This window comes from Chitinimonas arctica (genome assembly GCF_007431345.1).
In the GTDB taxonomy this organism is placed as follows: domain Bacteria; phylum Pseudomonadota; class Gammaproteobacteria; order Burkholderiales; family Chitinimonadaceae; genus Chitinimonas; species Chitinimonas arctica.
In genome coordinates this window covers 908,042-920,950 of the sequence record NZ_CP041730.1, presented here as the reverse complement: position 1 = coordinate 920,950, position 12,909 = coordinate 908,042, and the positions used below count along the sequence as shown (strand labels likewise).

The window sequence follows — 12,909 nt, the reverse complement described above, 5'->3', positions numbered from 1 at the left end:
GCGATTTCCGCGTCATGTTGCCGGCCAAGGCCTATATGGGCGGCACCGCCTCGGTGGGCGTGAACTGGAAGGGCCTTGCCGTCGGCAAGCGCTATCTGGGCGCCGTCCGCTATGCAGCCGAAGGCGTGCCGCAAGGTAGCAGCGTGGTGCTGGTGGAAACCAACGATCCGCTGCCGCCAGGCAATTCGGTATCGCGCAATTCCCCGGCCAACGCCGGTATCTAAAGCGTCTTATCCGGCCCGCAGGGGCCGGACCATGACGATTGAAAAGCCACGGACAGGGTTGTCCGTGGCTTTTTTTATACTGCCTTGCGACCGGCCGGTTCCAGCACGCAACGGTTCAGCCGGCACACCGCGCCAGGGTCGCTGATCACGCTGCAGTCCGACATTTCGCCGGTGGCCTCTGCCTGTGCCTTGCTGAGCCGGGTGTAGGTCGCGGCCAGCTCCTTGACCCGTTCGCCCAAGCCCTCGCGGTCGGACCATGGCAGATAGAAGGCCGGTCCGCCGCAGGCCTTGGCGCCCAGGGCGACCGTATGGCATTGGGCATCCTTCTGGCAGGTGCCGTCGCCGATGGTGTTGCGCAATTCGATCAAGGCAGCCTGGCCCGGATCGGGCTGGGGCGGTGTGGCGTGGGCAAGGGGCAGGGCCAGCATCAGTCCCAGCCGAAAGAGGGCGCGTCGCATGGTGATCCTTGGCAGATTGGAGGATGCGGCCATCATCGCGTAGGGCGGTCGGCACGGCAAGCGCGACAGCCGAACCGACTTATCCACAAGGCGGTCGGGGTGTCCTGGCGATGCGCGGCGGACGGATTTCACCCTGGCCTCCCCCGGCCTGCGCCGGTCACGCCTGCCAAAGCCCGCAGCCACGTAAGGGGGCGACGGAAAGCTTGCGGGCTGGCAGGCGGAACACTAGAATTAGTGGTCAGAGCCGTACAAAAACACTAGATATTGTGTTTTCCACATTTTCTACACAATTTTATGCACATGATGCGCCGGGCCTGCCGGCGCCAGATTTTTTCCCATGTGCGTGCGGCGGCTCGCTTGCGCCGGTCCTTTTCCGGCGCCCGTTCCGCTGCATTTCAACCTGCAATCGTGGCCCGCGCAGCGTACCTTCGCCGGCGTAGCGCGCAGTCAAACCAACAGCAAAAAAGGGGATCTCCTCACATGTATGCCACCACCGATACCGTCATCGGCCAGCGCTCGTCCCATCCGCAAGGGAACGACAGCGTAGGCTCGACCGCCAATCAACCCGTTGCCGAGTACAAGACCATACGCCGCAATGGCGCCGTGGTGCCGTTCGAACCGATGAAGATCTCGGTGGCGGTGACCAAGGCATTCCTGGCGGTGCATGGCGGCGCGGCGGCCCAGTCGGCTTCGGTGCGCGCGAATGTGCAAAAGATCACCGACAGCGTGGTGGGCGCGCTGATGCGCCGCAAGCCGGAAGGCGGCGCCATCCATATCGAAGACATCCAGGACCAGGTGGAATTGGCCCTGATGCGCTCAGGCGAGCACGACGTGGCGCGGTCCTATGTGCTGTACCGCGAACGCCGCCATCAGGAACGGCTGGCCAAGGGCGAGACCGACCATGTCTCGGCGGAAGGCATCAATATCAATGACGCAGGCGTCATCAAGCAGCTGGACATCGGCCGTCTCGATGCGCTGATCAAATCCGCCTGCCTGGGCCTGGAAGACGTGACCGATCCCGCCCATATCCTGGGCGAGACCTTGAAGAACCTGTACGACGGCGTGCCGGCCGAGGAAGTGCGCAAGTCGGCGGTACTGAGCGCCCGCCAGCTGATCGAGAAGGAGCCGGCATACAGCAAGGTGACCGCGCGCCTGCTGCTGCATTCGCTGCGTCGCGAAGTGCTGGGCGAGGAAGTCACCCACGAGGATATGGCCGGCCGCTACGCCGAGTATTTCCCGCAGTTCATCAAGAAGGGGATCCAGGTCGAGCTGCTCGATCCGGAACTGGCCCAGTACGACCTGGCCCGCATGGGTGCCGCACTGAAGTCCGAACGCGACTACCAGTTCGATTACCTCGGCCTGCAGACCCTGTTCGATCGCTACTTCCTGCACAGCGACGGTGTGCGCATCGAGCTGCCGCAAGCCTTCTTCATGCGGGTGGCCATGGGCCTGGCCCTGCGCGAGATCGACCGCGAAGCTCGCGCCATCGAGTTCTACAACGTGCTGTCGAGCTTCGACTTCATGTCGTCCACGCCGACGCTGTTCAATGCCGGTACCCTGCGTTCGCAGCTGTCCAGTTGCTATCTGACCACCATCGCCGATGACCTGGACGGCATCTACGAAGGCCTGAAGGAAAACGCGCTGCTGTCGAAGTTCGCCGGCGGCCTGGGTAACGACTGGACGCCCGTGCGGTCCTTGGGCTCGCATATCAAGGGCACCAACGGCAAGTCGCAGGGTATCGTTCCCTTCCTGAAGGTGGTCAACGATACCGCCGTCGCGGTCAACCAGGGCGGCAAGCGCAAGGGCGCGGTCTGCGCCTATCTGGAAACCTGGCACGCCGATATCGAAGAGTTCCTGGAACTGCGCAAGAACACCGGCGACGACCGCCGCCGTACCCACGATATGAACACCGCCAACTGGATTCCCGACCTGTTCATGAAGCGGGTCATGGAAGGCGCCGACTGGACCCTGTTCAGCCCCAGCGAAGTGCCGGACCTGCACGAGTTGTTCGGCAAGGACTTCGAAACCGCCTATGTGCGCTACGAAGCCCGTGCCGAGCGCGGCGAGATGCGCGTCGCCAAGAAGATCCCGGCCCTGCAGCTGTGGCGCAAGATGCTGACCATGCTGTTCGAAACCGGCCATCCCTGGTTCACCTTCAAGGATCCGTGCAATATCCGCAGCCCGCAGCAGCACGTGGGCGTGGTGCACTCGTCCAACCTGTGTACCGAGATCACGCTGAACACCAACGAAAGCGAGATCGCCGTGTGCAATCTGGGTTCGGTGAACCTGGTGAACCATATGCACAAGTCCGAGGACGGCGCCTACAGCCTGGACGGCGACAAGGTGCAGCGCACCGTGCGTACCGCCATGCGCATGCTGGACAACGTGATCGACATCAATTTCTACCCGGTCAAGAAGGCGCGCAACTCCAACCTCAAGCACCGTCCGGTAGGCATGGGCATCATGGGCTTCCAGGACTGCCTGCACCTCTTGCGCACCCCTTACGCTTCGCAGGAAGCGGTGGAGTTCGCCGACCGTTCGATGGAAGTGGTGGCCTACCACGCCTACTACGCCTCCACCGAACTGGCGCAGGAGCGCGGCCGCTATCCGAGCTACGCAGGCAGCCTGTGGAGCCGCGGCATCCTGCCGCAGGACAGTATCGATCTATTGATCGAAGCGCGCGGCGGCTATGTGGAAATGGATAGAAGCGCGCAACTGGACTGGAGCGAGCTGCGCAGCCGCATCGCCCAGTACGGCATGCGCAATTCCAACTGTCTGGCCATCGCGCCGACCGCCACCATCGCCAATATCGTTGGCGTGGCTGCGTCCATCGAGCCGAATTACCAGAACATCTTCGTCAAGTCGAACCTGTCCGGCGAGTTCACCGTGATCAACGAGTACCTGGTGCGCGACCTGAAGGAACGCGGCCTGTGGGACGAAGTGATGATCGGCGACATCAAGTATTTCGATGGCTCGCTGTCGCGCATCGACCGTATTCCGGCCGACCTGAAAGCCATCTATGCCACCGCCTTCGAAGTGGAAGCGGACTGGCTGGTCGAATGCGCCTCGCGCCGGCAGAAGTGGATCGACCAGGCCCAAAGCCTGAACATCTACATGGCCGGCGCCAGCGGCAAGAAGATGGACGACCTCTACAAGCTGGCCTGGATACGCGGCCTGAAGACGACCTACTACCTGCGCACCCTCGCAGCGACCGCCGCGGAGAAATCCACCGGCAAGGGTGGCGAACTGAACTCGGTGCCGGTAGGCGGCGGTTATGGCGCGGCGGCTCCCGCCGCTGTCGCGGCCAGTGGCACGGGCGCTGGGGAGGGCGCGGCCGAAGAGGCCAAGTTTTGCCGAATCGAAGACCCCGAGTGCGAAGCCTGCCAGTAAATCGGCCGGCGGGCGCCTGAAAGCCTGGCGTATGGCCTGGCCGCACTGGTAGCCCAGCTTGATGGAAAGCGCCGACCAACCCTGAGGGGTGGTCGGCGTTTTTTTTAAATAGCGAATACGCGGTGATGCGCACCAGACTCGGCTTGCGGCAGGCAAGGGGGATGAGTATGTTCAAGTACCCGCAAATGAACGCGCTCGAAAAAAGAGGCCCCGCCATGTCGCTCGTGCTCTACGGTCATCCCTTCTCTTCGTACACGCAGAAAGTGCTGATCGCACTGTACGAAAACGACACGCCCTTCGAATTCCGCTGTATCGGCGCGGAGACGCCGCAGCACACGGCCGAGTGGCTGAGGCGCTGGCCCTTGCGCAAATTTCCGCTGCTGGTGGATGGCGAGCGCACGATCGTCGAGACCAGCATCATCATCGAGTACCTGCAGCTTGCTTATCCCGGCCCCGTGCGTCTGCTGCCGGCCGATCCAATGGCCGCGCTGGATGTGCGCTTTCTGGACCGCTTCTTCGACCTGCATGTGATGAACATGATGCAACACGCCGTGGATGGCGCGCTGACCGGGGTGGCGCTGAAGCGCCAGGAAGGTTTGGCATTTGCCGAAGAGAAGCTGGAACGCGCCTATGCCTGGCTCGAAGGCCAACTCGCCGGCAGGACTTGGGCCACAGGAGCGGATTTCACGCTGGCGGATTGCGCCGCCGCGCCCTCGCTGTTCTATGCGGACTGGACATACCGGATAGCCGACACCTTCCCTGAGCTGCGCGCCTATCGCGCGCGCTTGCTTGCCCGACCGTCATTTGCGAGGGCGGTCGAGGAGGCGCGGCCTTTCAGGCCACTTTTTCCGTTGGGTGCGCCGGGCCGCGATTAGGGGCAGCTAAGAAAGCGCTATTGAAGTATGCGACCCCGCTGCGGCGGAGTTGTAGTGTCAAGCAGTCTTGCGTTTCAAGGTTGGCGGCCCACCGACAGGCTTTCGCTTTGGCAGCAAAACATCGGCGTTGGTCGCGACCATGACGCCGCGCCGCCCGTCGGGTCTGCACAGAGAGGCTTTTACCGCTTCCTTATCGGTGGTGGGCATGTTGGCCAGCTTGTTCATCAGTCCACGACTCATAGTCGGATCTCCTTCCCGTTCATATACTGCGCCAATTGAGCCCAGCTTCGGCTACCGTCGCGCTGATATGGATCAAGCCCTGAGGCGAAGTCCAGCGCAGCACGCACATCATCGAGTTGGACTCGTGGCAAGGCTTCGCATACCTGCTCGATACTTTCGCCGGCTGCCAGACGGTCCAAGATGTTTTCCACGGTGATACGTGTGCCGTCGATCACGGGTTTGCCCATCATCACGGCAGGGTTTGATGTGATTCGATTCATATACATATACAACTCCATGCATCGATTGTTCTTTCAATTCGCGCTGGCCAATATTCGTATTGCAGCATGTGGCGGCTGAGTTGTCGTACTTCAAACCAGCCCCACCAAACCGCTATAAAGCGTCAACACCGCCGCCACCATCAATACCAACCCCACCCCCTTCGCCATCCACGCATTCGCCCGTGGACGTTCCGTCAGCGCCGTCTGTGCCTGCGCCGCCACCAGGGCCAAGGCGCCATACACGCCGATTTGCGTGCACGCCGTAATCAGGCTCAGCACGCCGGCCTGGGCCCAGATGGAACCGCGTTCCGCGTGGATGAATTGGGGAAAGACCGCCAGCATGAAGATATAGGCCTTCGGGTTCAGCATGCATGTTGCCAACGCACGAAAGAAGCTTTGCGAGACGGTATGGCCGCCGTTGGCCAGCGTCGGTCCCGTCAAACTGCTGACGCGCATTAGCGACCAGCCTATCCAGCCGATATAGCCGCCGCCGATCAAGAGCATGGCGAGCAGGGCGCCCGGCATCAGCTTGAGCACCACGCTGATGCCGGTCGCCGCAATGATCATATGGCATACCCCGCCGACCACGGTACCGGCCACCGCCGCCAGACCCGCCCGTCGTCCGCCCGTCAGGCTGCTGCCCATGACAAAGGCCATATCCATGCCCGGCAGGATAATGACGCCGAAGACCATCAGGAAATACAGCCAGAGATTGGTCGTGTCGCTCATGGGGTGGACCTCCATGTGGAAGCGGGTGGGCGGATGAAGGTGGATGCCATGGTTTTCCCTTTCGTCAGGTCGTTTTTCTGTTGCAAAGATTAAAGCTTAATTAGGACAGAACCTGTCCTGATTGCGGATAAGATGGTCCGTATGGCTAGTCCCACCACCCGCGTCCTGGCGCTACTCGAACTATTGCAGAACCATGGCCTGATCAGTGGCGCCGAGTTGGCGCGCCGGCTCGAGGTCGATCCGCGCACCTTGCGGCGCTACATCCTGGCTTTGGAGGCGCTGGGTATTCCGGTTCTGACCGAACGGGGCCGTGACGGCGGCTACCGGTTGATGCAGGGCTTCAAGCTACCGCCCATGCTATTTACCAATGACGAGGCCCTGGCGCTTGCCTTGGGCCTGGTGGCTTCGCGCAGCCTGGGCTTGGCCAGCCATGCGCCGGCGGGCGAGAGCGCCTTGTCCAAGCTCGAACGGGTGCTGCCGGACAAATTGCGCCAGCGAATGCGCGCGGTCGGCGAGACGGTGAGCCTGGATATCGCTCGCGCGAAGACGGCCAGCGATACCGAAATCCTGGCGACGCTCAGCGCGGCAGCGCAGAACCGGCAGCGGGTAAGGCTGCGCTATGGCGCGCCGGGGCAAGCTCGGACCGAACGCGCAATCGATCCCTACGGATTGAGTTATCTAGGGGGCAAATGGTTCGTGGTCGGTTTTTGCCACCTACGCCAGGACAAACGCTCGTTTCGGCTAGACCGCATTTTGCTGGCCGAGTTGCTGCCGGCCAGTTTTGCCCGGCCGGCCGACTTTGATGCCATGCGTTTTCTGACTACCGCCATGGCCACCATTCCGCGCGCGCACAGCGTGCGGGTGCTATTGCATACCGATCTGGCCACGGCGAGCGCGTCGGTGTTTACCAGCTTGGGTATTTTGGAATCAGTGGCAGCCGGCACCTTGCTGCATAGCCAGGCGGATGATCTTGATTGGATGGCGCGCGAGTTGGCGCGGCTGCCCTTTTCCTTTTCGATCGAGGTTCCGGCAGCTTTGGAAGGAGTATTGAGGCGGCACGCGCTTGGATTGTTGGCATGTATCCGAGGGGAGGACCAAGGAACTTGACGGCGCGTCCGTGCGGCTGCGAAGCTCGCGTCCCATGGCTTCTCTTCTCTCTCACCCCGCCGTGCCGCTTGCCCTCGCCATTGCGCTGGGCAGCAAGACCATTCCACCGCGTTTGCTGATGCTTGGCATCCTGTCGACGCTCTTGCCCGATGCCGATGTGCTCGCGTTCAAGTTCGGCATTCCGTATGCATCCCCATTCGGGCATCGCGGGTTCAGCCATTCACTGCTGTTTGCCGGCCTGTTGGGCTTGGCCGCCATGCCGTGGTCGGTTTGGATGGGAGCCAGGAAAAGCACGGTGGTGGGTTTCGTCGCTCTCTCGGCGGCTTCGCATGGCGTATTGGATGCGCTGACCACGGGAGGCTTGGGCGTCGCTTTTTTATGGCCCTTGTCGGACGAGCGTTACTTTCTGCCGTGGCAGGTCATTGCCGTCTCGCCGATAGGCGTCGGGCGTTTTCTTTCCGAACGGGGCCTGGCGGTACTGCTGTCGGAATTTTGCTGGGTATGGCTACCGTTGCTGTCGGCGGCCATGATCGCCAAAGCTGCGGGAACGCTTCGCTCGCGTGCCTTGGGGTCTTGAAAGCCGGAACATAAAATCGGCGCTGCTATGATGGGGTATGCCCGCCTTTGCTTTTTCGTCCATGCGTTTCGTGCTTGCCCTGTTCGCCAGTGTGCATCTGGCCGCCGCTACGCCAGCCTCCGATGAGGTGATCTACCCTGCACCCGAGGGTATCAATGATGTGCGTCACGAAGACAAGCTGGAGCTGCTCAAAGGCGCTTTGGAGCACACCCGCAAGCAGTACGGTGGCTACACCATGCGGCCGGCCGGTATTGTGATGAACAAGGCGCGCCAGCAGGTGACGCTCGCCAGCGGCAAGGATCTGACCTTGGGCTGGGGTAGTACCTCGCTGGATATGGAGAAGGATTTCCTGCCCATCCGCATTTGCCTGCGCAAGGGGCTGGGCGGCTTTCGTATCGCGCTGATCGCGGAAGGCCGGCAGGGGGAATTCGACAAGGTCCGCAGCCTGGATGACCTGAAGAAATTCATCGTAGGGCAGGGCAACGGGTGGGCGGGCAACGAGCTGCTGACCGCCGCCGGTTTGAATGTCGTCACCAGCAATTACGACAGCCTCTTCCGCATGCTGGCAATCCGCCGGATAGACCTGTTCCCGCGCGGGCTGTCCGAGGCATTCAGCGAGTACGAAGCCAACCGGACCGCCGTTCCCAATCTGGCGATCGAACAAAGTTTTTTGATCCGCTACGACAATCCCTATTACTTTTTCGTCGCCAAGGAAAATACCCGCCTGGCGCAACGTATCGAGCAAGGCTTGCGGGCCATGATCAAGGACGGCAGCTTCGACGAGATATTCTGGCGCTACAACGGCGAGTGGATACGCAGGGCGAATGTGAACGAGCGGCGGGTGCTCCATCTGCAAAACAGCGAGCTGCCACCGCAGACACCGCTGGCCGACAAGAGCCTTTGGTTCGATCCTGCCGCGCCCTTGCCGAAGTAGGGCGGCGCCGTCCGTCCATCCGCCCGGGCGCCATGGCACCGCGACCGATGGTACGATGCGCCCCCCATGCGCATTCAAGACTTTCACCATTCCCTCGCCGAGCTCGGCGCCAAACCCTGCCATATAGGCCGGGTAAGCCGCGCCTGGCTCAAAGGCCTGCCGCTGGACACCGGTACCCGTCACCAGCAATCCGAAAACTATCTGCCGCTGAGCGTACGGGCTGGCCTGCCGGCCTTGCAGCAAGGGTTGGAAGGGCTGGCGCGCCTGCGTTCGCAGCATCCGGCCGGCGATGGTTCGGCGCGGCTATTGGTCGAGTTGGCCGATGGGCAGATGGTGGAAAGCGTGCTGTTGCCGCGCGATGGCCTGTGCGTTTCCACCCAGGTCGGTTGCGCGGTGGGGTGCGTGTTCTGCATGACCGGCAAGAGCGGTCTGCTGCGCCAGTTGGGTAGTGCCGAGATCGTCGCGCAGGTGGCGCTGGCCCGGCGTGAGCGGCCGGTGAAGAAAGTGGTGTTCATGGGAATGGGCGAGCCCGCCCACAATCTGGACAACGTATTGGAGGCCATCGACCTGCTGGGTACCGATGGCGGGGTAGGGCATAAGAACCTGGTATTTTCCACGGTGGGTGATCCGCGGGTGTTCGAGCGGCTGCCGCAGCAGCGGGTCAAGCCGGCGCTGGCGCTATCGCTGCATACCAGCCGCGCGGATCTGCGCCGGCAACTGCTGCCGCGCGCACCGCAGATCGATCCGGCGGACTTGATGGAGCTGGGCGAGGCCTACGCGCGGCGGGTGGGTTATCCCATCCAGTATCAATGGACCTTGCTCAAGGGCATCAACGATAGCCAGGAAGAGATGGACGCCATCCTGCGGCTGTTCCGGGGCAAGTTCGCGGTGCTCAATCTGATCCCCTACAACAGCCTGGAATCGGACGAATTCCAGCGTCCCGACCGCGACGATATCCAGCGCATGACCCGCTACCTGCATGAGCGGGGAGTATTGACCAAGGTGCGCAATTCCGCCGGCCAGGACATCGACGGCGGTTGCGGCCAGTTGCGCGCCCGTGCCGTGCAGACGGTCGATATTTCGCGCTTGCGTCAGCGTTCGAAGGCGTAGGCCCGTTCGACCTTGCATACCCGCGTGGCAAAAGCCGCATACCAGCTGTCCCGGCCTTTGCGCCTTACCTCGCTATGCTCGGCATGCTGCTTCCAGGCAAGGATGGCGGCTTCGTCGCGCCAATAGGACACGGTGATGCCCAGGCCGTCTTCGCCGCGTGCCGACTCCACCCCGAGGAATCCGGGCTGCTGCCGCGCCAGCGCCAGCATGCGCTCGGCGGCCTGCGCATAACCCTCGTCCGCTTCGCTACGAAGCGAACTGAAGATCACTGCGTAATAGGGCGGTTCAGGTGTGGCGGCGATCATGATGATCCTTTCGCGCAGGCCTGCAGGAAGGCGGCTGCCAGTGGCGGCAACCGGCCGGCCAGTGCGGCTCGTTCGGATTGGAACAGGGTCGCGACGAAGAAGGGATGGCTTGTCAGCTCCACCGCCCGGATTTCACCATTCGCATCATGGCCGCTGGCGCGCAGCGGGCCGCTGAGCAACTGCTCGGCGAAGGCCGGGTTGAGGCCATATCGGCAATGATAGCCTTCGTCGATTTCGACCGTGCCGTAAGCCTGCGCGATATGCGAACCCGCTACCAGCTGGATGCCGCCACGTACTTCGACCAGGGCGCAGGCCAGCGGTGCAATCACCAGGCACTTGCCGTCCGGCGTGGTTTCACCGTGAACGGCATCCTGCCAGCCCAGCTGGTTGCGGGCATATTCGATCAATGCATGCTGGAAGCCGCCGCAGCTGCCGAGAAAGGGTATCCCTTGCTCGCGGGCATGGCGGATGGCGAGCAGGGCGCCATCCATATCGCGATAGGGACTGGCCGGCACGCACCAGATGCCGTCGAATCCGGCCAGGCTGCGGGCGTGGGTGATGCCATCGGTCGGCAGCCATTCGAAACTGACCGCCAGCCCAAGCTGTTCCGCTGCCTGGTGCAACGCTATCGGAATGGCCTGGTGTGCCGGTACGGTTTTGTCATGGTCGCCGACCAGGGCGATATGCACGGTTTGCATGCTCATATTGCTTGCTCCCTCGAAAAGGCTTGTCGTTTGATGACGGCGACTATAAGTTGGTGCTGACGCCATGAAAATTGGCATTTCCGCAAGCATATCGTGCAGCCATGCAATGTAGACTGAGTTATACCGACCTTTCACTGATCCTTGCCTTGGTGCGTGGCAAGACTTTGGCCCGGGCGGCCGCCTTGTTGCGCGTCGATGTTTCCACCGTCTTTCGCGCCATCCACAAACTGGAAGCCGCGCTGGGAAGGGAGCTATTCGGCAAGAGCCGGGCGGGCTATGTGCCCAACAGCATGGCCCTGGCGCTGGCCGATCAAGCCGAGCGGGCCGAAAAGGCCTTGCTGGCTGCCCAGGTCGGCCTCGAACAAGGCCACGATGTGGTCAGCGGCACCGTTCGCCTCACTTGTACCGATTCGGTCCTGCAAGGTCTGCTGCTGCCGGCGCTGGCCCGCTTCATGCCCGCCTATCCGGCCTTGAACCTTGAACTGACGACATCGAACGCGTTCGCCAATCTGAGCCGGCGCGATGCCGATATCGCCTTGCGGTTGACCACGGCCCCGCCGGCGCATCTGGTCGGCCGGCACCTGGGGGCGGTTGCCTACCGTGTCTGCGCGGCCCAAGCCTACCTGGCCACCGGCGTGGCGCCGGAGCTGGCCGGCCTGGCCTGGATAGGCCTGGACGACTTCCTGCCCGACCATGCCACCGTGGCTTGGCGCCGCCAGCACTTGCCAGGCGTGATGCCGCGTTTCCAGTGCAATTCCATGCAGTCGGCCATCGAGCTGGTTCGGGCCGGGCTGGGCGCGGCGATACTGCCCGAGTTCGTCTTGCCCCGGTTCCCGGATGTGCTGCCGCTCACCCCACCCTTGCCGGCGTGCGATACCGCGCTATGGCTGCTGACCCGCCCGGATTGCCGGGCCCTGCGCGCGGTGGTGACCTTGTTCGACGAATTGGCCGCATCGATTCGCCTGGCTTGAGGAACCACGGCCGTTCGTCGAAGTCGCACGCTTGCAAGGTGCGGTACGTGCCTTTGTTGATGCATTCAAATTGAAATATTTGTCACATGTCTTAAGCCATCTCACTGGATACGGCGGCGCGAGTCCGCCTGCGTTCGATAGCTGGCCAATCGATACGAGGAAGTCATGAAGACGCAAAATTTAGTGCTGGATGAAATTCTGCAAAACGATCTGAAGCAATTTATCGAGGATTGGCTGGCGGAGTCGCTGCAGGACGGCGCCCTGGTCAGGGCGCCGGCAAGTGCGCAGACCGATGCCGCCAAGCTGGTACGGGCCTTGCGCGACGGCATCCGCGCCGACGGCGAGCCGGCGCAGTTCGAGGCGCCGCCCTGGGCAAACCTGCACGCGGTACTGCATGAGCTGTCGGCCTCGCGCGCCGCACAGGGCGCGTCGGCCGGCGATACCAGCCGGTTCGTGCTGGCGATCAAGCGTCCCATCTTCGCCGCCCTCCAGCTGCGTATCACCGAGGATGTGCGGGCGTTGATGGAGGCGATCTGGTGGAATTCCAACCTGGCCGACAAGATGGCGCAATACGCCGCCAGGGCGTATCAAAGCTCGCGTGAGGAAGTGATCCACCGGCAGCAGCAGGAGTTGCTGGAACTGTCCACGCCGGTGATCAAGCTGTGGGACGGCGTCCTGGCCGTGCCCATCATCGGCACGCTGGACAGCGGCCGTACCCAGTTGGTGATGGAATCCCTGCTACAGCGGCTGGTCGAGACCGGCTCCGAGTTGGCCATCGTCGATATCACCGGTGTGCCTACCGTCGATACGCTGGTGGCGCAGCATCTGATCAAGACCGTTACGGCCATCCGCCTGATGGGCGCCGACTGCATCATCAGCGGAATCCGGCCGCAGATCGCCCAGACGATCGTCCATCTCGGTATCGAACTGCAAGGCATCACCACCAAGGCGACCCTGGCTGACGCCCTGGGTCTGGCACTGAAGGCCACCGGCCACCTCGTCACCCGCGCCACGGCCTAAGGGGA

General features: G+C 62.6%; 15 protein-coding genes. 9 read left to right on the top strand and 6 right to left on the bottom strand.

Annotated features, from left to right (window positions below; genetic code table 11):
• Positions 1 to 14 precede the first annotated feature (14 nt).
• Positions 15 to 224, top strand: a complete 210-nt coding sequence (locus FNU76_RS24035; protein ID WP_179958341.1) for a hypothetical protein — start codon at positions 15 to 17, stop codon at positions 222 to 224.
• Positions 225 to 298: 74 nt separating this feature from the next.
• Here FNU76_RS24035 and FNU76_RS04060 read toward each other — a convergent pair whose 3' ends face one another.
• Positions 299 to 682, bottom strand: a complete 384-nt coding sequence (locus tag FNU76_RS04060; protein WP_143856517.1) for a hypothetical protein — start codon at positions 680 to 682, stop codon at positions 299 to 301.
• Positions 683 to 1,162: 480 nt separating this feature from the next.
• Here FNU76_RS04060 and FNU76_RS04055 point away from each other — a divergent pair, with 480 nt between their 5' ends.
• Positions 1,163 to 4,072 (top strand): ribonucleoside-diphosphate reductase subunit alpha, encoded by a 2,910-nt coding sequence (locus tag FNU76_RS04055; RefSeq protein ID WP_143856516.1) that lies wholly within the window; start codon positions 1,163 to 1,165, stop codon positions 4,070 to 4,072.
• Positions 4,073 to 4,233: 161 nt separating this feature from the next.
• Positions 4,234 to 4,947 (top strand): glutathione S-transferase family protein, encoded by a 714-nt coding sequence (locus FNU76_RS04050; protein WP_308418609.1) that lies wholly within the window; start codon positions 4,234 to 4,236, stop codon positions 4,945 to 4,947.
• Positions 4,948 to 5,004: 57 nt separating this feature from the next.
• On the opposite strand, the gene FNU76_RS04045 is transcribed toward FNU76_RS04050, so the two are convergent.
• The 3 genes from FNU76_RS04045 to FNU76_RS04035 all read right to left on the bottom strand — a co-directional run bounded on the left by FNU76_RS04045 (position 5,005) and on the right by FNU76_RS04035 (position 6,176).
• Entirely contained in the window at positions 5,005 to 5,187 is a 183-nt protein-coding gene (locus tag FNU76_RS04045) for a hypothetical protein (protein WP_143856515.1), read from the bottom strand.
• Positions 5,184 to 5,453, bottom strand: a complete 270-nt coding sequence (locus tag FNU76_RS04040) for a DUF433 domain-containing protein (RefSeq protein WP_143856514.1) — start codon at positions 5,451 to 5,453, stop codon at positions 5,184 to 5,186. The genes FNU76_RS04045 and FNU76_RS04040 overlap by 4 nt, the downstream gene beginning before the upstream one ends.
• 84 nt (positions 5,454 to 5,537) lie before the next feature.
• Complete coding sequence (locus FNU76_RS04035; protein WP_143856513.1) at positions 5,538 to 6,176, bottom strand: LysE family translocator; 639 nt, start codon at positions 6,174 to 6,176, stop codon at positions 5,538 to 5,540.
• 141 nt (positions 6,177 to 6,317) lie between these two features.
• Between FNU76_RS04035 and FNU76_RS04030 the strand changes: the two genes are divergently transcribed.
• From FNU76_RS04030 to FNU76_RS04015, 4 genes are all read left to right on the top strand, one after another.
• Positions 6,318 to 7,283 (top strand): helix-turn-helix transcriptional regulator, encoded by a 966-nt coding sequence (locus FNU76_RS04030; RefSeq protein WP_143856512.1) that lies wholly within the window; start codon positions 6,318 to 6,320, stop codon positions 7,281 to 7,283.
• Between the two features lie 34 nt (positions 7,284 to 7,317).
• Positions 7,318 to 7,860 carry a metal-dependent hydrolase gene (locus FNU76_RS04025; RefSeq protein WP_143856511.1) on the top strand — a complete coding sequence of 181 codons (543 nt, stop codon included), beginning with the start codon at positions 7,318 to 7,320 and terminating at the stop codon, positions 7,858 to 7,860.
• Positions 7,861 to 7,897: 37 nt separating this feature from the next.
• The gene (locus tag FNU76_RS04020; protein WP_143856510.1) at positions 7,898 to 8,794 is read left to right on the top strand and encodes a substrate-binding periplasmic protein; all 897 of its coding nucleotides are present in this window, start codon (positions 7,898 to 7,900) and stop codon (positions 8,792 to 8,794) included.
• Between the two features lie 66 nt (positions 8,795 to 8,860).
• Positions 8,861 to 9,904 carry an RNA methyltransferase gene (locus FNU76_RS04015; protein ID WP_143856509.1) on the top strand — a complete coding sequence of 348 codons (1,044 nt, stop codon included), beginning with the start codon at positions 8,861 to 8,863 and terminating at the stop codon, positions 9,902 to 9,904.
• Here FNU76_RS04015 and FNU76_RS04010 read toward each other — a convergent pair.
• Positions 9,886 to 10,209, bottom strand: a complete 324-nt coding sequence (locus FNU76_RS04010) for an antibiotic biosynthesis monooxygenase family protein (protein WP_143856508.1) — start codon at positions 10,207 to 10,209, stop codon at positions 9,886 to 9,888. The genes FNU76_RS04015 and FNU76_RS04010 overlap by 19 nt on opposite strands.
• Positions 10,206 to 10,913, bottom strand: a complete 708-nt coding sequence (locus FNU76_RS04005; RefSeq protein ID WP_143856507.1) for a CTP synthase C-terminal region-related (seleno)protein — start codon at positions 10,911 to 10,913, stop codon at positions 10,206 to 10,208. Before FNU76_RS04005 ends, FNU76_RS04010 begins: the two co-directional genes overlap by 4 nt.
• 101 nt (positions 10,914 to 11,014) lie before the next feature.
• Here FNU76_RS04005 and FNU76_RS04000 point away from each other — a divergent pair, with 101 nt between their 5' ends.
• Both FNU76_RS04000 and FNU76_RS03995 read left to right on the top strand, forming a co-directional pair.
• The gene (locus FNU76_RS04000) at positions 11,015 to 11,884 is read left to right on the top strand and encodes a LysR family transcriptional regulator (protein ID WP_143856506.1); all 870 of its coding nucleotides are present in this window, start codon (positions 11,015 to 11,017) and stop codon (positions 11,882 to 11,884) included.
• A 165-nt stretch (positions 11,885 to 12,049) separates the two neighbouring features.
• Complete coding sequence (locus tag FNU76_RS03995) at positions 12,050 to 12,904, top strand: STAS domain-containing protein (RefSeq protein WP_143856505.1); 855 nt, start codon at positions 12,050 to 12,052, stop codon at positions 12,902 to 12,904.
• Positions 12,905 to 12,909 lie beyond the last annotated feature (5 nt).

Excerpts from the sequence above, each read along its gene's own strand:
- FNU76_RS04060 (WP_143856517.1), bottom strand. The coding sequence starts at position 682 with ATGCGACGCGCCCTCTTTCGGCTGGGACTGATGCTGGCCCTGCCCCTT.
- FNU76_RS04050 (WP_308418609.1), top strand. The coding sequence starts at position 4,234 with ATGAGTATGTTCAAGTACCCGCAAATGAACGCGCTCGAAAAAAGAGGC.
- FNU76_RS04020 (WP_143856510.1), top strand. The coding sequence starts at position 7,898 with ATGCCCGCCTTTGCTTTTTCGTCCATGCGTTTCGTGCTTGCCCTGTTC.
- FNU76_RS04055 (WP_143856516.1), top strand. The coding sequence starts at position 1,163 with ATGTATGCCACCACCGATACCGTCATCGGCCAGCGCTCGTCCCATCCG.
- FNU76_RS04040 (WP_143856514.1), bottom strand. The coding sequence starts at position 5,453 with ATGTATATGAATCGAATCACATCAAACCCTGCCGTGATGATGGGCAAA.
- FNU76_RS04045 (WP_143856515.1), bottom strand. The coding sequence starts at position 5,187 with ATGAGTCGTGGACTGATGAACAAGCTGGCCAACATGCCCACCACCGAT.
- FNU76_RS03995 (WP_143856505.1), top strand. The coding sequence starts at position 12,050 with ATGAAGACGCAAAATTTAGTGCTGGATGAAATTCTGCAAAACGATCTG.
- FNU76_RS04030 (WP_143856512.1), top strand. The coding sequence starts at position 6,318 with ATGGCTAGTCCCACCACCCGCGTCCTGGCGCTACTCGAACTATTGCAG.
- FNU76_RS04005 (WP_143856507.1), bottom strand. The coding sequence starts at position 10,913 with ATGAGCATGCAAACCGTGCATATCGCCCTGGTCGGCGACCATGACAAA.
- FNU76_RS04010 (WP_143856508.1), bottom strand. The coding sequence starts at position 10,209 with ATGATCGCCGCCACACCTGAACCGCCCTATTACGCAGTGATCTTCAGT.
- FNU76_RS24035 (WP_179958341.1), top strand. The coding sequence starts at position 15 with ATGTTGCCGGCCAAGGCCTATATGGGCGGCACCGCCTCGGTGGGCGTG.
- FNU76_RS04015 (WP_143856509.1), top strand. The coding sequence starts at position 8,861 with ATGCGCATTCAAGACTTTCACCATTCCCTCGCCGAGCTCGGCGCCAAA.
- FNU76_RS04035 (WP_143856513.1), bottom strand. The coding sequence starts at position 6,176 with ATGAGCGACACGACCAATCTCTGGCTGTATTTCCTGATGGTCTTCGGC.
- FNU76_RS04000 (WP_143856506.1), top strand. The coding sequence starts at position 11,015 with ATGCAATGTAGACTGAGTTATACCGACCTTTCACTGATCCTTGCCTTG.
- FNU76_RS04025 (WP_143856511.1), top strand. The coding sequence starts at position 7,318 with ATGGCTTCTCTTCTCTCTCACCCCGCCGTGCCGCTTGCCCTCGCCATT.